This is a genomic window from Prosthecobacter sp. SYSU 5D2 (assembly GCF_039655865.1).
Lineage (GTDB): Bacteria > Verrucomicrobiota > Verrucomicrobiia > Verrucomicrobiales > Verrucomicrobiaceae > Prosthecobacter.
Map to the genome: position 1 here is coordinate 17,466 of NZ_JBBYXL010000001.1, position 14,135 is coordinate 31,600.

The 14,135-nt window shown below is 60.1% G+C and carries 13 protein-coding genes; 8 read left to right on the top strand and 5 right to left on the bottom strand.

What is annotated here, in order from left to right; genetic code table 11:
• The first annotated feature begins 78 nt into the window (after positions 1–78).
• Entirely contained in the window at positions 79–366 is a 288-nt protein-coding gene (locus tag WJU23_RS00095; protein ID WP_346330482.1) for a putative quinol monooxygenase, read from the top strand.
• 6 nt (positions 367–372) lie between these two features.
• A complete protein-coding gene (moaA, locus tag WJU23_RS00100; protein ID WP_346330483.1) occupies positions 373–1,371 on the top strand; it encodes a GTP 3',8-cyclase MoaA in 999 nt (332 codons plus the stop codon).
• A 62-nt stretch (positions 1,372–1,433) separates the two neighbouring features.
• On the opposite strand, the gene rho is transcribed toward moaA, so the two are convergent.
• Together rho and WJU23_RS00110 are read right to left on the bottom strand one after the other, a co-directional pair.
• Complete coding sequence (rho, locus tag WJU23_RS00105) at positions 1,434–3,461, bottom strand: transcription termination factor Rho (protein ID WP_346330484.1); 2,028 nt, start codon at positions 3,459–3,461, stop codon at positions 1,434–1,436.
• A gap of 18 nt (positions 3,462–3,479) precedes the next feature.
• The gene (locus WJU23_RS00110) at positions 3,480–4,229 is read right to left on the bottom strand and encodes a YebC/PmpR family DNA-binding transcriptional regulator (RefSeq protein ID WP_346330485.1); all 750 of its coding nucleotides are present in this window, start codon (positions 4,227–4,229) and stop codon (positions 3,480–3,482) included.
• A gap of 325 nt (positions 4,230–4,554) precedes the next feature.
• Here WJU23_RS00110 and WJU23_RS00115 point away from each other — a divergent pair, with 325 nt between their 5' ends.
• The 6 genes from WJU23_RS00115 to WJU23_RS00140 all read left to right on the top strand — a co-directional run bounded on the left by WJU23_RS00115 (position 4,555) and on the right by WJU23_RS00140 (position 12,064).
• On the top strand, positions 4,555–6,507 hold the full coding sequence (locus WJU23_RS00115) for an NAD(+) synthase (protein WP_346330486.1): 1,953 nt from the start codon (positions 4,555–4,557) through the stop codon (positions 6,505–6,507).
• Positions 6,508–6,681: 174 nt separating this feature from the next.
• Positions 6,682–6,978 carry a hypothetical protein gene (locus WJU23_RS00120; RefSeq protein ID WP_346330487.1) on the top strand — a complete coding sequence of 99 codons (297 nt, stop codon included), beginning with the start codon at positions 6,682–6,684 and terminating at the stop codon, positions 6,976–6,978.
• Between the two features lie 66 nt (positions 6,979–7,044).
• A complete protein-coding gene (locus tag WJU23_RS00125; RefSeq protein WP_346330488.1) occupies positions 7,045–8,481 on the top strand; it encodes a hypothetical protein in 1,437 nt (478 codons plus the stop codon).
• A 114-nt stretch (positions 8,482–8,595) separates the two neighbouring features.
• Positions 8,596–10,107: a peptidyl-prolyl cis-trans isomerase gene (locus WJU23_RS00130; protein ID WP_346330489.1), complete on the top strand. Its 1,512-nt coding sequence runs from the start codon at positions 8,596–8,598 to the stop codon at positions 10,105–10,107.
• 29 nt (positions 10,108–10,136) lie between these two features.
• Positions 10,137–10,481 (top strand): tetratricopeptide repeat protein, encoded by a 345-nt coding sequence (locus WJU23_RS00135; RefSeq protein WP_346330490.1) that lies wholly within the window; start codon positions 10,137–10,139, stop codon positions 10,479–10,481.
• A gap of 92 nt (positions 10,482–10,573) precedes the next feature.
• A complete protein-coding gene (locus WJU23_RS00140; protein ID WP_346330491.1) occupies positions 10,574–12,064 on the top strand; it encodes a PLP-dependent transferase in 1,491 nt (496 codons plus the stop codon).
• Positions 12,065–12,138: 74 nt separating this feature from the next.
• Here WJU23_RS00140 and WJU23_RS00145 read toward each other — a convergent pair whose 3' ends face one another.
• The 3 genes from WJU23_RS00145 to WJU23_RS00155 form a co-directional block, all read right to left on the bottom strand.
• Positions 12,139–12,543 carry an Hsp20/alpha crystallin family protein gene (locus WJU23_RS00145; protein ID WP_346330492.1) on the bottom strand — a complete coding sequence of 135 codons (405 nt, stop codon included), beginning with the start codon at positions 12,541–12,543 and terminating at the stop codon, positions 12,139–12,141.
• Positions 12,544–12,622: 79 nt separating this feature from the next.
• A complete protein-coding gene (locus WJU23_RS00150; RefSeq protein ID WP_346330493.1) occupies positions 12,623–13,054 on the bottom strand; it encodes an Hsp20/alpha crystallin family protein in 432 nt (143 codons plus the stop codon).
• A 282-nt stretch (positions 13,055–13,336) separates the two neighbouring features.
• Complete coding sequence (locus WJU23_RS00155) at positions 13,337–14,089, bottom strand: TerC family protein (protein ID WP_346330999.1); 753 nt, start codon at positions 14,087–14,089, stop codon at positions 13,337–13,339.
• Positions 14,090–14,135: the final 46 nt, after the last annotated feature.

Here is a 14,135-nt window from a genome sequence, read left to right on the forward strand (position 1 = left end):
GCGGGTGGGAATAGATTAGCCCGTTTATACGGCATCATGAGGTTGCTTGTTAGCGTAAAATAGGTTCAGTCCTTTTTTATGGTCAATGTTATCGTCATTCTCGAGATCGACCCCGCGCGGGTGGATGAATTCCTGGAAGTCATCACGTACAACGCGGCGGAGTCCGTGAAGGAACCCGGTTGCCTGCGCTTCGAGGTGAGCCGCCAGTTTGACCAGCCGAACCTCTTCGCCCTGAGTGAAAGCTATGTGGACAAGGACGCCATGGACGCCCACTACCTGACCCCTCACTTTGCCGTCTGGAAGGAAAAATCAGCCACCGGCTTTGTGGCGAAGCGCTGGTCGGTCAAAGGCCCTGTGCTGGAATAAACCACTGTGGAAGACGCCTTCGGCCATCGCATTTCCTACCTCCGCGTCTCCATCACGGACCGCTGCAACGAGCGCTGCCGCTACTGCATGCCGGAGGAGGAGCAGGCCTGGTTCCCCAAGGACGAGGTGCTCAGCTATGAAGAAATGCTGCGCGTGCTGCGCGTGGGAGCGGGCCTGGGCATCCGCAAAGTGCGTGTGACCGGCGGCGAGCCGCTGACCCGCCCAGGTGTGGCGGATTTTTGCGCGCAGATTTCAACAATTCCCGGCATCGAAGAAATCGGCATTTCCACCAATGGCACCCTGCTGGCCAAAGAGGAAAACAGGGTGACCATGGCCACGCGCCTCGTTAAAGCCGGTGTCCGCAACGCAAACATCTCCCTGGATTCCCTGGACCGGGGCACCTACCTGCGCAGCACCGGGCGGGACCTGCTGCCGAAGGTCATGGAGGGCATTGATGCCGCCATCACGGCCGGTTTCCGCAGCATCCGGCTGAACTGCGTGCTGATGAAAAACCAGACCGAGCGCGAGTTTGTCCCGCTGCTCAAGTTCGCCTGGGAAAAGGGGCTGCTGCTACGCTTCATCGAGCTCATGCCTGTCAGCACCCAGGAGGTGCTGGGGGAGGACACTTTCCTGGCTACCGGCACGGCGCGGCAGCTCATCGAGCAGCACACGGGCCCGCTGACGCCGCTGCCGGATTTTCACACCAACGGCCCCGCCAGCTATTACGCGGTGCCAGGTACAGAGCAGAAGATCGGTTTCATCGGCGCGATGACCAACCTGCACTTCTGCGAAAGCTGCAACAAGCTGCGCCTGACCAGTGACGGCAAGCTGCGCCCCTGCCTGGGAAGCTGGCTGGAATTTGACCTCCGCACGGTGCTGCGTGCAGGATGTACGGATGCAGAGCTGGCCGAATTCATTCTCAATGTCGTCGCCCGCAAACCCAAGGAACACGACTTCCGCGACAACTACCAGCCCAACCGGCGGATGATCGCCATTGGCGGATAAAAGGCGTTTGCAGGACGGAACGGCGCAACTCAATGCACCGTCCCGCCGCAACTGGGGTGAAACTAACTTTTGTTAGGCAGGTCCACGAGCATCTGGGCGTTGCTGGGGTAGCGCTCCATGAGCTGGAGGACGCGCTGGATGGCATCAATGGGCTTGTGGCCGGCGAGGCCACGGCGGAGCATGTGGATCTTGTCGAGCTGGAAGGGCTGAAGGAGCAGCTCCTCACGGCGGGTGCCGGATTTGAAGATGTTCACGGCGGGATAATAAAACTGCTCGGCGATCTTGCGGTCCAGCACGAGCTCCATGTTGCCGGTGCCTTTGAACTCCTGGAAGATCATGTCATCCATGCGGCTGCCGGTTTCCACCAGGGCGGTGGCCAGGACGGTGAGGCTGCCGGCCTGGCGGGTGTTACGCGCAGCGGCGAACAGGCGGCGGGGTATCTCCATGGCACCGACGCCCATGCCACCGCTCATGGTGGCACCGCCGGACTTGGCGTTGTTAAAGGCACGGGCCAGACGGGTGATGGAATCCATGAGCATGAAGACATGCTCTCCGCACTCGACCAGGCGCTTGGCACGCTCCACGGCAAAGGCGGCGATGCGGGTGTGGCTCTTGATGTCCTGGTCGTTGGAGCTGGCGTAGATCTCGGCCTTGGGCAGGATGCGCTTGAACTCGGTGACTTCTTCCGGCCGCTCGTCCACCAGCAGGATCATGAGATGCATGTTGGGATGGTTGGCGACAACGGCTTCGGCGATGTGCTGAAGCAGGGTGGTTTTGCCCGCACGGGGCGGGGCGACGATGAGCCCGCGCTGGCCGCGGCCGACGGGGGTGAACATGTCAATCACACGTGTGGTGACGCGGTCTTTGTTCGTCTCAAGCTGGATCTTCTTGTTCGGGTTGATGGCCTTCAGTTCTTCAAACAAAGGCAGGTCGCGCATGGCTTCCGGCGCACGGCCGTTGACCTCCGTGACGCTGGTGATCTGCAGGCCGCGCTGCCCCTTCTGGGCGACGCCGACGACCTGCATGCCTTCCCGCAGGGTGTACTGGCGGATGAAATCGGCGGAGATGAAAACATCATTCGGATGCTGGATGTACATGCGGTCACGCTGGCGCAGGAAGCCATAGCCTTTGGGGGTCAGCTCCAGGATGCCATCGGCCGCTTCCGGCGGGCCCAGGGGGACCTCGGCGCGGAGGCGTTCTTCATCACCACCGCCGGCCTGGGCCTCCCTTTGGGAAGGATGCTGGCGGGCGTAGTTCTGTTGTGGGCCACCGTCGCGGCCGTTGTTATCCCGGTTGCCATCGCGGCCGCCGTCACGGTTGTTGTTATCACGGTTGCCGTCACGGCCACCCTCTCGGTTGCCATCCCTTTGGTTAGGCTGGCCGCCACCGGCCTGCTGGCGGGCGATCTTTTCCTGGCGGAAACGCTCACGGCGCTCCTTCCAACGTTCGAACTTGGACTTGCGGCGCTCCTGGGGAGGCGGGCCATCACCCGGGGCCGGATAAGGAGTGGGGGCGGCAGCAGGTGCGGTGCCTGCATCAGCCGCTGGAGCCGGAGCTTCGGGAAGGACGTGGGCCTCTGCCTGGGCAGGAGCTGGCGCGGCAACAGGCGCGGGCGCTTCAGCAGGGGCGGCAACGGGGGCTGCGGGTTCTTCGCGGGCAGGTTGTTTGGCGGAAGGTCTGGCAGCGCGGGCCGGGCGCGCGGACTTCGCAGGCTTGGCTTCGGCGGCGGGTGGAGCCTCTTCCTGCACCGGGGCAGGTGCGGGGGCGCTCTGGGCAGCCTCGGCCTGCATTTGGGCGAGCATTTCGGCGGCCTTTTTCAGGACGGCGGACTTGCGCACGGGCTTGGGTTTGACGCTGCCGTTGGCACCGGCTTCAGGAGCGGCGGGTGCGGGCGGAGCCTCAGCCACAGGGGCAGGTGCCGGGGCAGGAGCGGCGGGCGCTTCAGGGACCGTGGCGGTCTTCTTGGCTGCGACCTTTTTGGCCGCCACTTTCTTGGTTGCTGCTTTTTTGGCGGCCGCTTTCTTGGCGGTGGCCTTTTTGGCAGGCTTGGTGGGGGTGTCGGTCAGATCGAGCAGGAGTTCTTCGCTCATGGTTTGTTTCAAAATAGGTTAGGAAAGTTCATCGGCGATCTCGTCGGCGATCTCGAAGTTCGCGTGGACGGCCTGGGTGTCCTCGTAATCGTCCAGGACGTCGTAGAGTTTGATGATCGCGCGGCCCACCTCCACATCAGTGATGGTGATGGTGCTGGCGGGTTTGTAGATGAGGTTTTGGGACGTGGGCGTGACGCCTTTTTCGCGCAGGGCGCTGGCCACGTGGAAGGTCTGTTCAAAGGCGGTGTAAAGCAGCCAGTCATCGCCCGCATCCTGCACATCATCCGCTCCGGCCTCGAGGGCGAGCTCGGTGATGGCGTCCTCGGTGAGGCTGCCTTTTTCAATGCGTATCTCGCCCAGGCGGCTGAACATGTAGGCGACGCTGCCAGCATCGGCAAAGCTGCCCTGGTTCTTGTCAAACATGACGCGCAGGTCGTTGGCGGCGCGGTTGCGGTTGTCGGTGACGATCTCCACCATGAGGGCGACGCCGCCTGGGCCGTAGCCTTCATAAGTGATCTCTTCAATGGCAGCGCCTTCCAGCTCCCCGGTGCCTTTTTTGATGGCGCGGTCAATGTTGTCATTGGGGAAGTTGGCAGCACGGGCGGCGAGGACGGCTGAGCGCAGGCGGGCGTTCAGATCGGGATTGGAGCCGCCGTTTTTCGCGGCGACGGTGAGCTCCTTGGAAAGCTTGCTAAAGACCTTGCCGCGCTTCACGTCCACGACAGCCTTGATGTGCTTGACCTTGGACCACTTGTTATGTCCTGCCATGTTGCGATGTGTGGGGTTGGGGGAAAATGGAAGGGTGCTCCGGCGCTTCGCGGGCGGCGGGTCCCGTTCGGAATGAATTGGAATGGAATTGGGGGACGTAGCGGCCTTGCCGCGGTGTCTGCTCTGAAAACAGGCCGGGGCCTGTCGCAGGAAAGGATTTCGTGAGCCTTGGCTTTTTGAAATCGCCGCTCCAATCGCCGGAGCAGTCACCAGTGTTCACCTGGTTGAGAGAACCAGGAACAAGAGCAGTGTGAGGGATGGTCGGGAGAGATGCAAGGTGTTTTTTTCTTCGATGCCGGATGAGCGAGTCGTGTTATGATGCGCGATGACTGACCCGACCCTGCCGATCTGCCCCCGTGAACTCCATGGTTTTGTACGTGTGGCCACGGTGTCCCCTGCCCTGAAGCTGGGCGATGTGCAGGCGAATGTGGCGGTGATCCGCACCGAGATGCAGCGCCTGGCGGGCGAAGGCTGCCGGCTGATCGTCTTCCCAGAGCTGTGCCTGACGGGTTATTCATGTGCGGATCTTTTTTATCTGCGCACCCTCCAGCAGCAGGCGTTGCAGGGCGTGAAACAACTGGCGGAGGCCAATGCGGAGCTGGGCTGCTGCATCGTGGTGGGCCTGCCGCTGGCGGTACAAGGACGTCTGTACAATGTGGCGGCGGTCATCGCGGACGGGGAGGTGCTGGGTTATGTACCCAAGATCAACCTGCCCAATGCGGGGGAGTTTTATGAACGGCGCTGGTTCTCACCGGCCACGACGCTGACCGATACGCACACGGATGGTGATGGCACGCCCATTGGCACGGACCTGCTGTTTGAGGCGACGGATCTGCCAGGTTTCGTTCTCGGCATCGAGGTCTGTGAAGACCTGTGGACGGTGATCCCGCCCTCCAGCCATGCAGCCCTGGCCGGAGCGACGCTGCTGGCAAATCCCTCCGCCAGCAATGAGGTGCTGGGCAAGTATCAATACCGTCGCCAGCTCATCACGCAGCAGAGCGCACGCTGCCTGGCGGCCTATGTATATTCCAGCGCGGGCGCGGGAGAATCCAGCACGGACACGGTTTATTCCGGCCATGGGCTCATCGCAGAAAATGGCGCGTTGCTGGGAGAGACGGAACGTTTTTCTTTTCAAACACGGGTGGCCATTGCGGACATTGATCTGCAAAGGCTGGAGCATGAGCGGCTGCGCAGCACGGCCTTCCGCGATGCCCCGGCGACGCAGTCATATTCACGCATCACTTTTTGTTTGGGGAATTTTGCGGGAGAAGAAAGCCGCACAAACGAGGCCCTCAAAAGGCCGCTGCCAGCGCTGCCGTTTGTGCCACCTGCAGGCGCGGACCGGAAGGCGGTGTGCGAAGAAATCTTTGCCATCCAGGCCACCGGGCTGGCGCGCAGGCTGCGGCAGACGCGCAGCAAGACGGCGGTGCTGGGCCTGTCCGGCGGGCTGGATTCCACCCTGGCGCTGCTGGTGATGATGGAGGCGCTGAAGCGTGCGGACATGCCGCCTGAGGCTGCGCTAACCATTACCATGCCCGGCTTTGGCACCACGCAGCGGACCAAAGGCAATGCGGAAAAGCTGGCGGAGGCGCTGCGCATTCCGCTGCGCACCATCCCCATCGGCGCGGCGGTGGAGCAGCATTTCAAGGACATCGGGCATCCCCCAGGACTGCACGATGTGACGTATGAAAATGCCCAGGCGCGCGAGCGCACGCAGGTGCTCATGGATGTGGCCAACCAGACCGGCGGCTTTGTGGTGGGCACCGGTGATCTTTCCGAATCAGCGCTGGGCTGGTGTACATTCAATGGCGACCACATGTCCATGTATCATGTGAATGCGGGCGTGCCGAAGACGCTGGTGAAGTACCTCATCGAATGGTGTGCGACGGAGCTGTATGCGGATGAGGCCGGCGCAATCCTGCATGACATCATTGACACGCCCATCTCGCCCGAGCTGCTGCCGCTGGCGGCGGATGGCAGCATGGAGCAGAAGACGGAGGACACCGTGGGGCCGTATGAGCTGCATGACTTTTTCCTGTTCCACTTTGTCCGCCATGGCTGCGGTGAAGAGAAGATTCGCTTCCTCGCTCGTCAGGCTTTTGACGGCAAGTATGCAGGCGAGGTGATAGACCAATGGCTCGCCGTTTTCCTGCGTCGTTTTGTGCAGAGCCAGTTCAAGCGATCCTCCATGCCCGACGGCCCCAAAGTGGGTTCGGTGGCGCTTTCACCGCGTGGTGACTGGCGGATGCCGAGCGATTATGGCGGGAACCAGTTTTGAGATGTACGGATAAAGTAAGGCAGAAACGAGCGATGCGAGGATATGAGAATGAGCAGTTATATATCCACGATCGCATACTGGATTTTCAGTGTGGTTTGCCCATTGGGCCTTTCATGCGGAATGGGCCTTTACCTCGTTTTGAACCGGCCTAACGATTGGGCAGGCGGCGTCTTCATGAGCCTTGTCATTGGATCCTTTGGAGCAGCATGCCTCTTCCTCGGTCGCACCTTCTCCTTGCGCGTATTTATTTATCCAAAAGAGGGCTTGATTGTTGCGGGAAAAAGACGGCGGGTCATTGGCGGGAACGAGCGAGTACAAATCACACGCCTACCCGGATTGCATTACTTCGTCATAACCTTTAGTGATGGTGAGACAATCAAGTTTCTGCCTCAATATCCTATTTATAAACAAATGACTTCCTCCGGAGCTGAAGCATTTTGGGAAAAGCTGGTCAAGGTTAAAGAATCGTGAACTGGTTTCTTTTTGAGACCAGGACACCGGCAGCTAAAGCGACCTTGGTTTAACCGTATGGCTAGGATGATGAAAAGCCTTTCCCTCTTGCTGCCGGCGATGCTGTTGCTGGGCCCGTTACCTCTGACCCATGCGACGGAGGAGGCGGTGGACATTGGCTCGCGACGGGAGCTGTTTGTGGACTCCTACCTCATCGATTCCATGAAAGGGACGTCTTTAAAAATGCACCCGCCGGTGAAGGCACCGAGGGCGAAGTCGCCGCTGCCGGTGAACCACATGGTGACGGTGATCCAGGACGGGGACCGCTACCGGGCTTGGTATCGCAGCATGGATCCCGGCTTCAAAGGGCCGTTCCACAGCGGTCATGCGGGGGAGATGGTGAACTATGCGGAGAGCCTGGACGGCATTGAATGGACCTTTCCCAAACTGGGTCTGCATGAGGTGGAGGGATCGAAAGAGAACAACGTGATCCTGGCGAAGATGCCGCCTTTTTTAACCAACTTCATGCCCTTCCTGGATACACGCCGAGGGGTGCCTGCCGAGGAGCGGTACAAGGCGCTGGCGGGCTATCCGGGAGGCGGGGACAAACGCGGCACGACGGAGCCAGGTCGCGGGCTGTTTGCCTTTGTCTCGCCGGATGGCATCCAATGGACAAAAAAGGCGGAGGCCATTCCTTACAACCCGAAATGGCGGCATGCGTTTGATTCGCCGAATGTGTCTTTCTGGTCGCAGGCAGAGCAGCAGTATGTGTGCTACTTCCGCACCTGGACGGACCCGGAGCGGATGCGCAGCATCAGCCGCGCGACTTCGAAGGATTTTGTGACCTGGACGGACTCCGTGGAGATGAACCCGAACCTCCCCAACGAGCATCTTTATACCAGCATGACGCACCCGTATTTCCGCGCACCGCATATCTATATTGCCCTGCCCACCCGGTATGTACCGGGCGTGGGGGAAGCACGAGACAGCGAGACGACGGCGAATACGACGGACGTGCTTTTCATGACCACCCGGGCGGGAACGGAAAGTTTTGACCGGCCGTTTAAGGAGGCCTATATTCGCCCTGGGCTGGACCCCGAGCAGTGGATTAACCGGGCCAATTACGTGGCCTGCAATGTGCTGCCCACGGGCAAGCAGGAGATGTCCATCTATCACCGCAGTGGGGACCGCTATGTGCTGCGCACGGACGGTTTTGCCTCCCTGCATGCCGGGGCGGAGGAGGGCGAGTGCCTGACGAAACCGCTGATTTTTTCTGGCAAAAGGCTGCTGCTGAACCACAGCGGCAGCGCCGTGGGTACCATCCGTGTGGAGATCCAGGATGCCAATGGGGTGCCCGTGTCCGGATTCACCCTGGCAGACTGCGAGCCGGTGTGGGGGGACAAAATCCAGACGGCGGTGAAGTGGAAGGACGGCGCTGACGTGAGCGCCCTGGCCGGAAAGCGCGTGCGGCTGCGTTTTTCCATGAAAGAAGCAGACGTTTTCTCCCTTCAATTCCGTCCGTAAGAGTTTTCAACCTGCCCTTGGCCCCCTTCCGGAGGCGGGCAGGTTGTTGAATTTCCGGTTGCCCTATGGAGGGCAGCGGCTTACTTGCGCGCCCGTTTCACATTTCCGCCAGCCATGCTTGAATTTTTCCGCCGCCATCGTGGTGCCTTCCTCATCACCGTCACCGTGATCATCATCATCAGCTTCTCCGTCTGGGGCGGTTACCAAAGCAGCAATGACCGGATGCAGGGCCAGGCCAGCGATCCTGCCTTCAGAATCTACGGCCGCACCTACACCATCGCCGAAGCCCAGCGCCTGGGCCGCCGCATGGAGGCGATCTACATGCTGCAGATGTTCGACCTGCTGGGCCTGTCCCGCGTGGGCAGCGGCGGCGATGACCAGGGCAACAACATCGTGCTGAACCAAGTGGTGCTGGAGCATGAGATGGAGCGCATGGGCATCCACCCAAGCGACGCGGAAGCCAAGGCTGTGCTGGAAAGACTGCCCGCCTTCCAGGAAAATGGCAGCTTCAGCCCGCAGCGCGCCGCCAATGCCGAAATGATGCTGAATGCCAACGGCTTCAGCAGCGCTGATCTGCTGGAAATCGTGAAACTGAGCATCGGCTACAGCAAGCTGCGCGACCTCGTCGGCAGCAACTACGTGGCCAGCCCGCTGGAAGCTGAAAAAGCCTACGCCAGTGAGCACCAGACGCTGAAAGTGAACACCGTGACCTTCAACCTGGAAGACTTCAAGAAGAAGGCCGAGGTCAAGGATGACGAGATCCAGAAGTATTACGACGAGCAGAAGGACAGCTACAAAACAGATGAGAAGCGCGCCATCAGCTACGTCTATTTTGAAAATCCTCCTGCGGATGACAAGAAGCCCCTGGAAGAGCGCCAGAAGGCAGAGAAAGCCGTGGTGGAGCGCGTTAACAAGTTCAATGCTGCCAGCATCGAGCCCGGCGCGAAATTTGACACTATCGTCAAGGATCTGAAGGAAAAGACACTCACCGCCGACCTCTTCACCCAGGCGGCTCCCCCGGAAGCCCTGAAGGCTGAAACGGAACTGGTGAATGCCATCTTTGCCAACAATCCTGAAGTGCGCCCCATCAGCGACCCGGTTAAGGGAGCCAACGGTTATTACATTTTCTCCGTGACCAAGACGGAAGAGCCGAAGCAGAAGGAACTGACGGAAGTGAAGGACAGCATCAAAGAAACACTCGTGGCCCAGAAAGCCCAAGAAGAGCTGACCAAGGCCGTGAATGAAGCCCGCACTGCCCTGGTGGACGGCATCAAGGCCGGCAAGAAAATCGCCGATCTGGCCAAGGAGCAGAAGCTGACGCTTTCCCCGCAGGTGGACGTGACCGTGGCCGAGCCTGACATGGCTGTGGAAAACAGCAATCTCATCGCCCGCCAGGCCCAGGACACCCCCGCCGGTGAACTGAGCAAAGTGATTGACACCGAAACCGGTGCCCTGCTGGTCTATGTGGCCGCCAAGGAACTGCGCAAGCGCGACGACAGCGCCGCCCTTCGTGAGAACATGGGCACCAGCCGTGCCGACCAGGAGCGCAGCCGCCTCTTTGACGCGTGGTTCTCCCGCCGCCGTGAAGAATCCAAGGCCAAAATGCTCGTCACCCAGGAGGCCTGAAGCTTGGCTAGAAAGGGACGTGCCCTCTCATGAGCGATCCGATCCCCCATCTTGAAGACCTGTTTGATGAAGCCAACGGTCACCTGGCCGTGGGTGAGCTGGAAGAGGCGATTGTTCTTTACCGGCAGTGCGTGGCCCGCGATCCGCAGTTTTTCGACGGCTGGCAGGCGCTCGGCATGGCTCTCCTGAAAACCGGCGAGGTGAAGGAGGCCATCGGGGCCGGCCTGATGGCCACCACATTGAAGCCCAATGATCTGCTGGCCTGGACCGGGCTGTCCCAGATGTATGTGCGCAACGGCCAGATCGCCGAAGCGGAGGATGCGAAGGGCAAGGCACGGATTCTTTCACTGGGCGGCCGGGTGGTGAAGGATTGATCTTCCTCTCTGCCCACTGCTAAGGACATCTCAATCCTGCGGGATAAAGGTTGAGCAGAGACGGGGGCCGCGTAAAGCTTGCCCTCCCCGCCATGTCCGACCTTTTGAGCCATCCCCTCTGGCAAGCTGATTCCCTGGGCTCCCCCCTGCCTGACAATGAATTCGGCGTCAGCGTCTCGCTGCCGCTTTGGAGTCATGTGGTGGGGTATGAAGAGGGGGATCAGGACATTGTTTCCAAATTCCGCTCCGGCTATCCGCGCTTTTGCTGCCCGCCGGCCATCAGCGCCCTCTTTGTCCAGGCCGAAAAAGAGCTGGGGCAATCTGGCGAGCGGGCCATCGTTTTCCCACGGCTCATCCATGCCCAGCGCTGCCTGGAATTCATAGCCCGGGAAGGCTTCACCGGCAGGGCGGTGGAATGGCGCGGGCAGAAGCTGGGCGTGGCCCTATTCCCGGCAGAGGCCTATGTGAAGGCACGCCAGTTTTGGCGCTTCTGCGGAGAAGTGGTCAGCACCCGCCAGGCCAGCCACGTCCTGGGCCAGACGACCGGCAGCATCACGAATACCGAAGGCCAAACCGCCAGCGCCACCATCCGCCAGCGCCTGGCTAACCTGGCCGGGCAGCAGGCGGAGGACGTCTTTCTTTTCCCCTCCGGTATGGCGGCCAACTATGCGGTACACCGCATGCTGACCACGCTGCGGCCGCACTGCAAAACGGTGCAGCTTGACTTCCCCTACGTGGACGTGCTGAAGCTGCAGCAGACCTTCGGCAGCGGGGCCCATTTCATGCCGATGATCGAAGACGGCGAATACGAAAAGCTGCGCCTGTTGCTGGCGGGGGAAAAGATCGCCGGACTTTTCTGCGAAGCGCCGAGCAATCCACTGCTCCGCTGCGTGGACCTGCCGCGCCTGCTGGCCCTCCGCTCAGAAGTGCAGCCGGATGTGCCGCTCATCGTGGATGACACCATCTCCACCTCCGTGCATGCCGATGCCTGCCGGGTGGCAGACGTGGTGACCAGCAGCCTGACCAAGACTTTTTCCGGTGCCGGTGATGTCCTGGCCGGCAGCGTCATCCTGAACCGAGCTTCCCCGCATCACGCCGCCTTTTCCGCCTTTCTCAAAGAGCACGCGGATCATGAACTCTGGTGCGAAGATGCCGTGGCCTTGGAACAGAACTCCCGCGACTTCGTCCAGCGTGCCGAAGCCATGAGCCGCAATGCTCTGGCCCTGGCAGAATACCTGGCCGCCCACCCGAAGGTGGAGCGCGTCTGGCATGCCAAACAGGACGGAGGCCCCGGATACGAATACATCCGCCGCGAAGGAGGTGGCTACGGCTGCCTTTTCTCCATCCTGCTGAAGGATGCCGCCAGGACCAGCGCGCCCTTTTACGATGCCCTGCGCATTTGCAAAGGGCCCAGCCTGGGCACCGATTTTACCCTCGTCTGCCCCTATACCCTGCTGGCCCACTATGAGGAACTGGACTGGGCGGAAAGCTGTGGCGTACCCCGCCACCTCATCCGCATCTCCGCCGGCATTGAGGACATCACCGACCTCATCGCCCGGTTTGACGAGGCTTTAGGCAGCTGAAAACAAAGCCAAAACGCAGCACCGTTACCGATGCTGCGTTTAGAGTTAGGGGTTTTTACAGAGTCCGCTCAAGATCACTGGACCTCAATCCGGCGGGGCTTGGCGGCTTCCTTGACTGGGAGCTTCAGTGTCAGCACGCCGTTTTCCAGATTAGCCGTCAGCTTGTCCTCGTCCACGGGCGTGTTCAGGCGCAAGCGGAGCTGGTAGCCGAGCGGAGAAAGCTCGCGATGAAGCGCCTTCCAGCCTTCCGGCACGACCGCCGTCTGGCGCTCGCCACGGATGGAGAGGACATTGTCCTCCAGGTCAATCTTGACGCCGCTTTTGGCGACGCCAGGCATCTCGACCCGGACCTCATACACATCGGCATTGCCGCCGACGGTGTAGAGAGGCTTTTGCAGGGTCTCCGTCACGCCCACACTGGGGGCGGAGCGGGTGGGGGTGGAAGGAGAGCAGGTGGTGGGGGTGCAGGTAGCATTCATAATGAGTTAAAATTAGGCAGGGTGAAAGTGAAAGGAGGATGAAGGAGGCGGGCGGCTGGCACCCGCCTCCGATGGGGGGTTAGCTGACCTGGATCAGCTTGGGTTTCCGCTCTTCCTGCTTGGGCAGGGTCACGGTCAGGATGCCGTCTTCCAGCTTGGCAGCGATGGCATCGCCCCGGACTCCTTCAGGCACGGAGACGGAACGGCTGAGGGAATAGGATTCCTCCTTGTCGCCGTCTTTCTCGCTGCGCTCGGCGGAGACGGTCAGCAGGCGGTCATGGACCTCCACCTTCACGTCTTCTTTCTTCAGGCCGGGCAGCTCAAAGCGGGCATAGTAGTTGTCCTTGTCCTCATAGACATCCGTCGCCAGGCGGCCAGAGGCAGCGCCAGGCATGAATTCACCCAGCAACTGGCCCACCGCAGGAAAGCCTGCAAAGGGATGGCGGAGCCACTGGTCAAAGTCAGCAACGCGACCGAGGTCAAAGGAAGGAGCATAGCGTGTCAGTTTCATGGTATTTGAGTAGGTTAAAGTTTAAATGAGTGGTGTCGTATAGACGCCTCCATACATGTGCATAGCTTGTGCCAAACCTAAAACGACCCAGTTAATACCCTGAATATCAACATATTAAACCAAAGAAACACCTTTTGATGAGCACTTTATTTTGAGACATAATGGCCTTTATAGAGTCATACCGATTCTAATCAGTTGCCATTTTGACTCTCGGCAAACATTAAATAAAAAACCCGGGCCTTGCTGAGGCCCGGGCGATGTATTTGCTCGTTTTAAGCAGTCTTATTTCCCCGCGGTGGCCGCTGCGGCAGCCTGGGCCTTTTTCGCGGCCTTGGTCTTCATTCGGATGTTGAGGAACTCCACCATGATGGAAAAGGCCATGGCAAAATAGACGTAGCCTTTCTGGAAGTGAACGTGGAAGCCTTCGGCGATGAGTGTGGTGCCGATAAGGAGCAGGAAAGAAAGCGCCAGCACTTTCACCGTCGGATGCTTGCTGATGAAATCGCTGACCGTTCCGGCAAAGATCATCATGAACCCGACGGCAATCATGACGGCGATGATCATGACCATGATGTCATCCACCATGCCCACGGCAGTGATGACGGAATCCAGGGAAAAGACGATGTCCAGAAGCGCGATCTGGATAAGGATGGAACTCAAGGCCGCCCGCCCGACACCGGTGGCATGGGCCTCTTCATGAGCGCCTTCCACCTTGTGGTGAATCTCCTTCGTGCTTTTCCACAGCAGGAACAGGCCGCCGAGAATGAGGATGAGATCCTTTCCCGAGATATCGTGTTCCCACACAGTGAACAAGGCCGAATTAAGCTGCATGACCCAGGTGATGCACAGCAGCAGGATGACCCGGCTGACCATGGCAAAACCGAGGCCGAGGAAACGGGCACGCGGGCGCTCCGCCACCGGCAAGCGGTCCACCAGGATGGAAATGAAGACGATGTTATCAATGCCCAAGACGATCTCCATAATCGTCAGAGTGGCCAGGGCGATCCACGCTTCCGGGCTGGAGATCCATGACATGTCGAAGACATTGACGGCAAGAAGGGGCAGCAGGTCCATAGGGTGT

Coding starts and splice junctions, on each gene's coding strand:
- WJU23_RS00115 (WP_346330486.1), top strand. CDS start 4,555: ATGACTGACCCGACCCTGCCGATCTGCCCCCGTGAACTCCATGGTTTT.
- WJU23_RS00095 (WP_346330482.1), top strand. CDS start 79: ATGGTCAATGTTATCGTCATTCTCGAGATCGACCCCGCGCGGGTGGAT.
- WJU23_RS00120 (WP_346330487.1), top strand. CDS start 6,682: ATGAGCCTTGTCATTGGATCCTTTGGAGCAGCATGCCTCTTCCTCGGT.
- WJU23_RS00125 (WP_346330488.1), top strand. CDS start 7,045: ATGATGAAAAGCCTTTCCCTCTTGCTGCCGGCGATGCTGTTGCTGGGC.
- WJU23_RS00130 (WP_346330489.1), top strand. CDS start 8,596: ATGCTTGAATTTTTCCGCCGCCATCGTGGTGCCTTCCTCATCACCGTC.
- WJU23_RS00140 (WP_346330491.1), top strand. CDS start 10,574: ATGTCCGACCTTTTGAGCCATCCCCTCTGGCAAGCTGATTCCCTGGGC.
- WJU23_RS00155 (WP_346330999.1), bottom strand. CDS start 14,089: ATGTCATGGATCTCCAGCCCGGAAGCGTGGATCGCCCTGGCCACTCTG.
- rho (WP_346330484.1), bottom strand. CDS start 3,461: ATGAGCGAAGAACTCCTGCTCGATCTGACCGACACCCCCACCAAGCCT.
- WJU23_RS00150 (WP_346330493.1), bottom strand. CDS start 13,054: ATGAAACTGACACGCTATGCTCCTTCCTTTGACCTCGGTCGCGTTGCT.
- WJU23_RS00110 (WP_346330485.1), bottom strand. CDS start 4,229: ATGGCAGGACATAACAAGTGGTCCAAGGTCAAGCACATCAAGGCTGTC.
- WJU23_RS00135 (WP_346330490.1), top strand. CDS start 10,137: ATGAGCGATCCGATCCCCCATCTTGAAGACCTGTTTGATGAAGCCAAC.
- WJU23_RS00145 (WP_346330492.1), bottom strand. CDS start 12,543: ATGAATGCTACCTGCACCCCCACCACCTGCTCTCCTTCCACCCCCACC.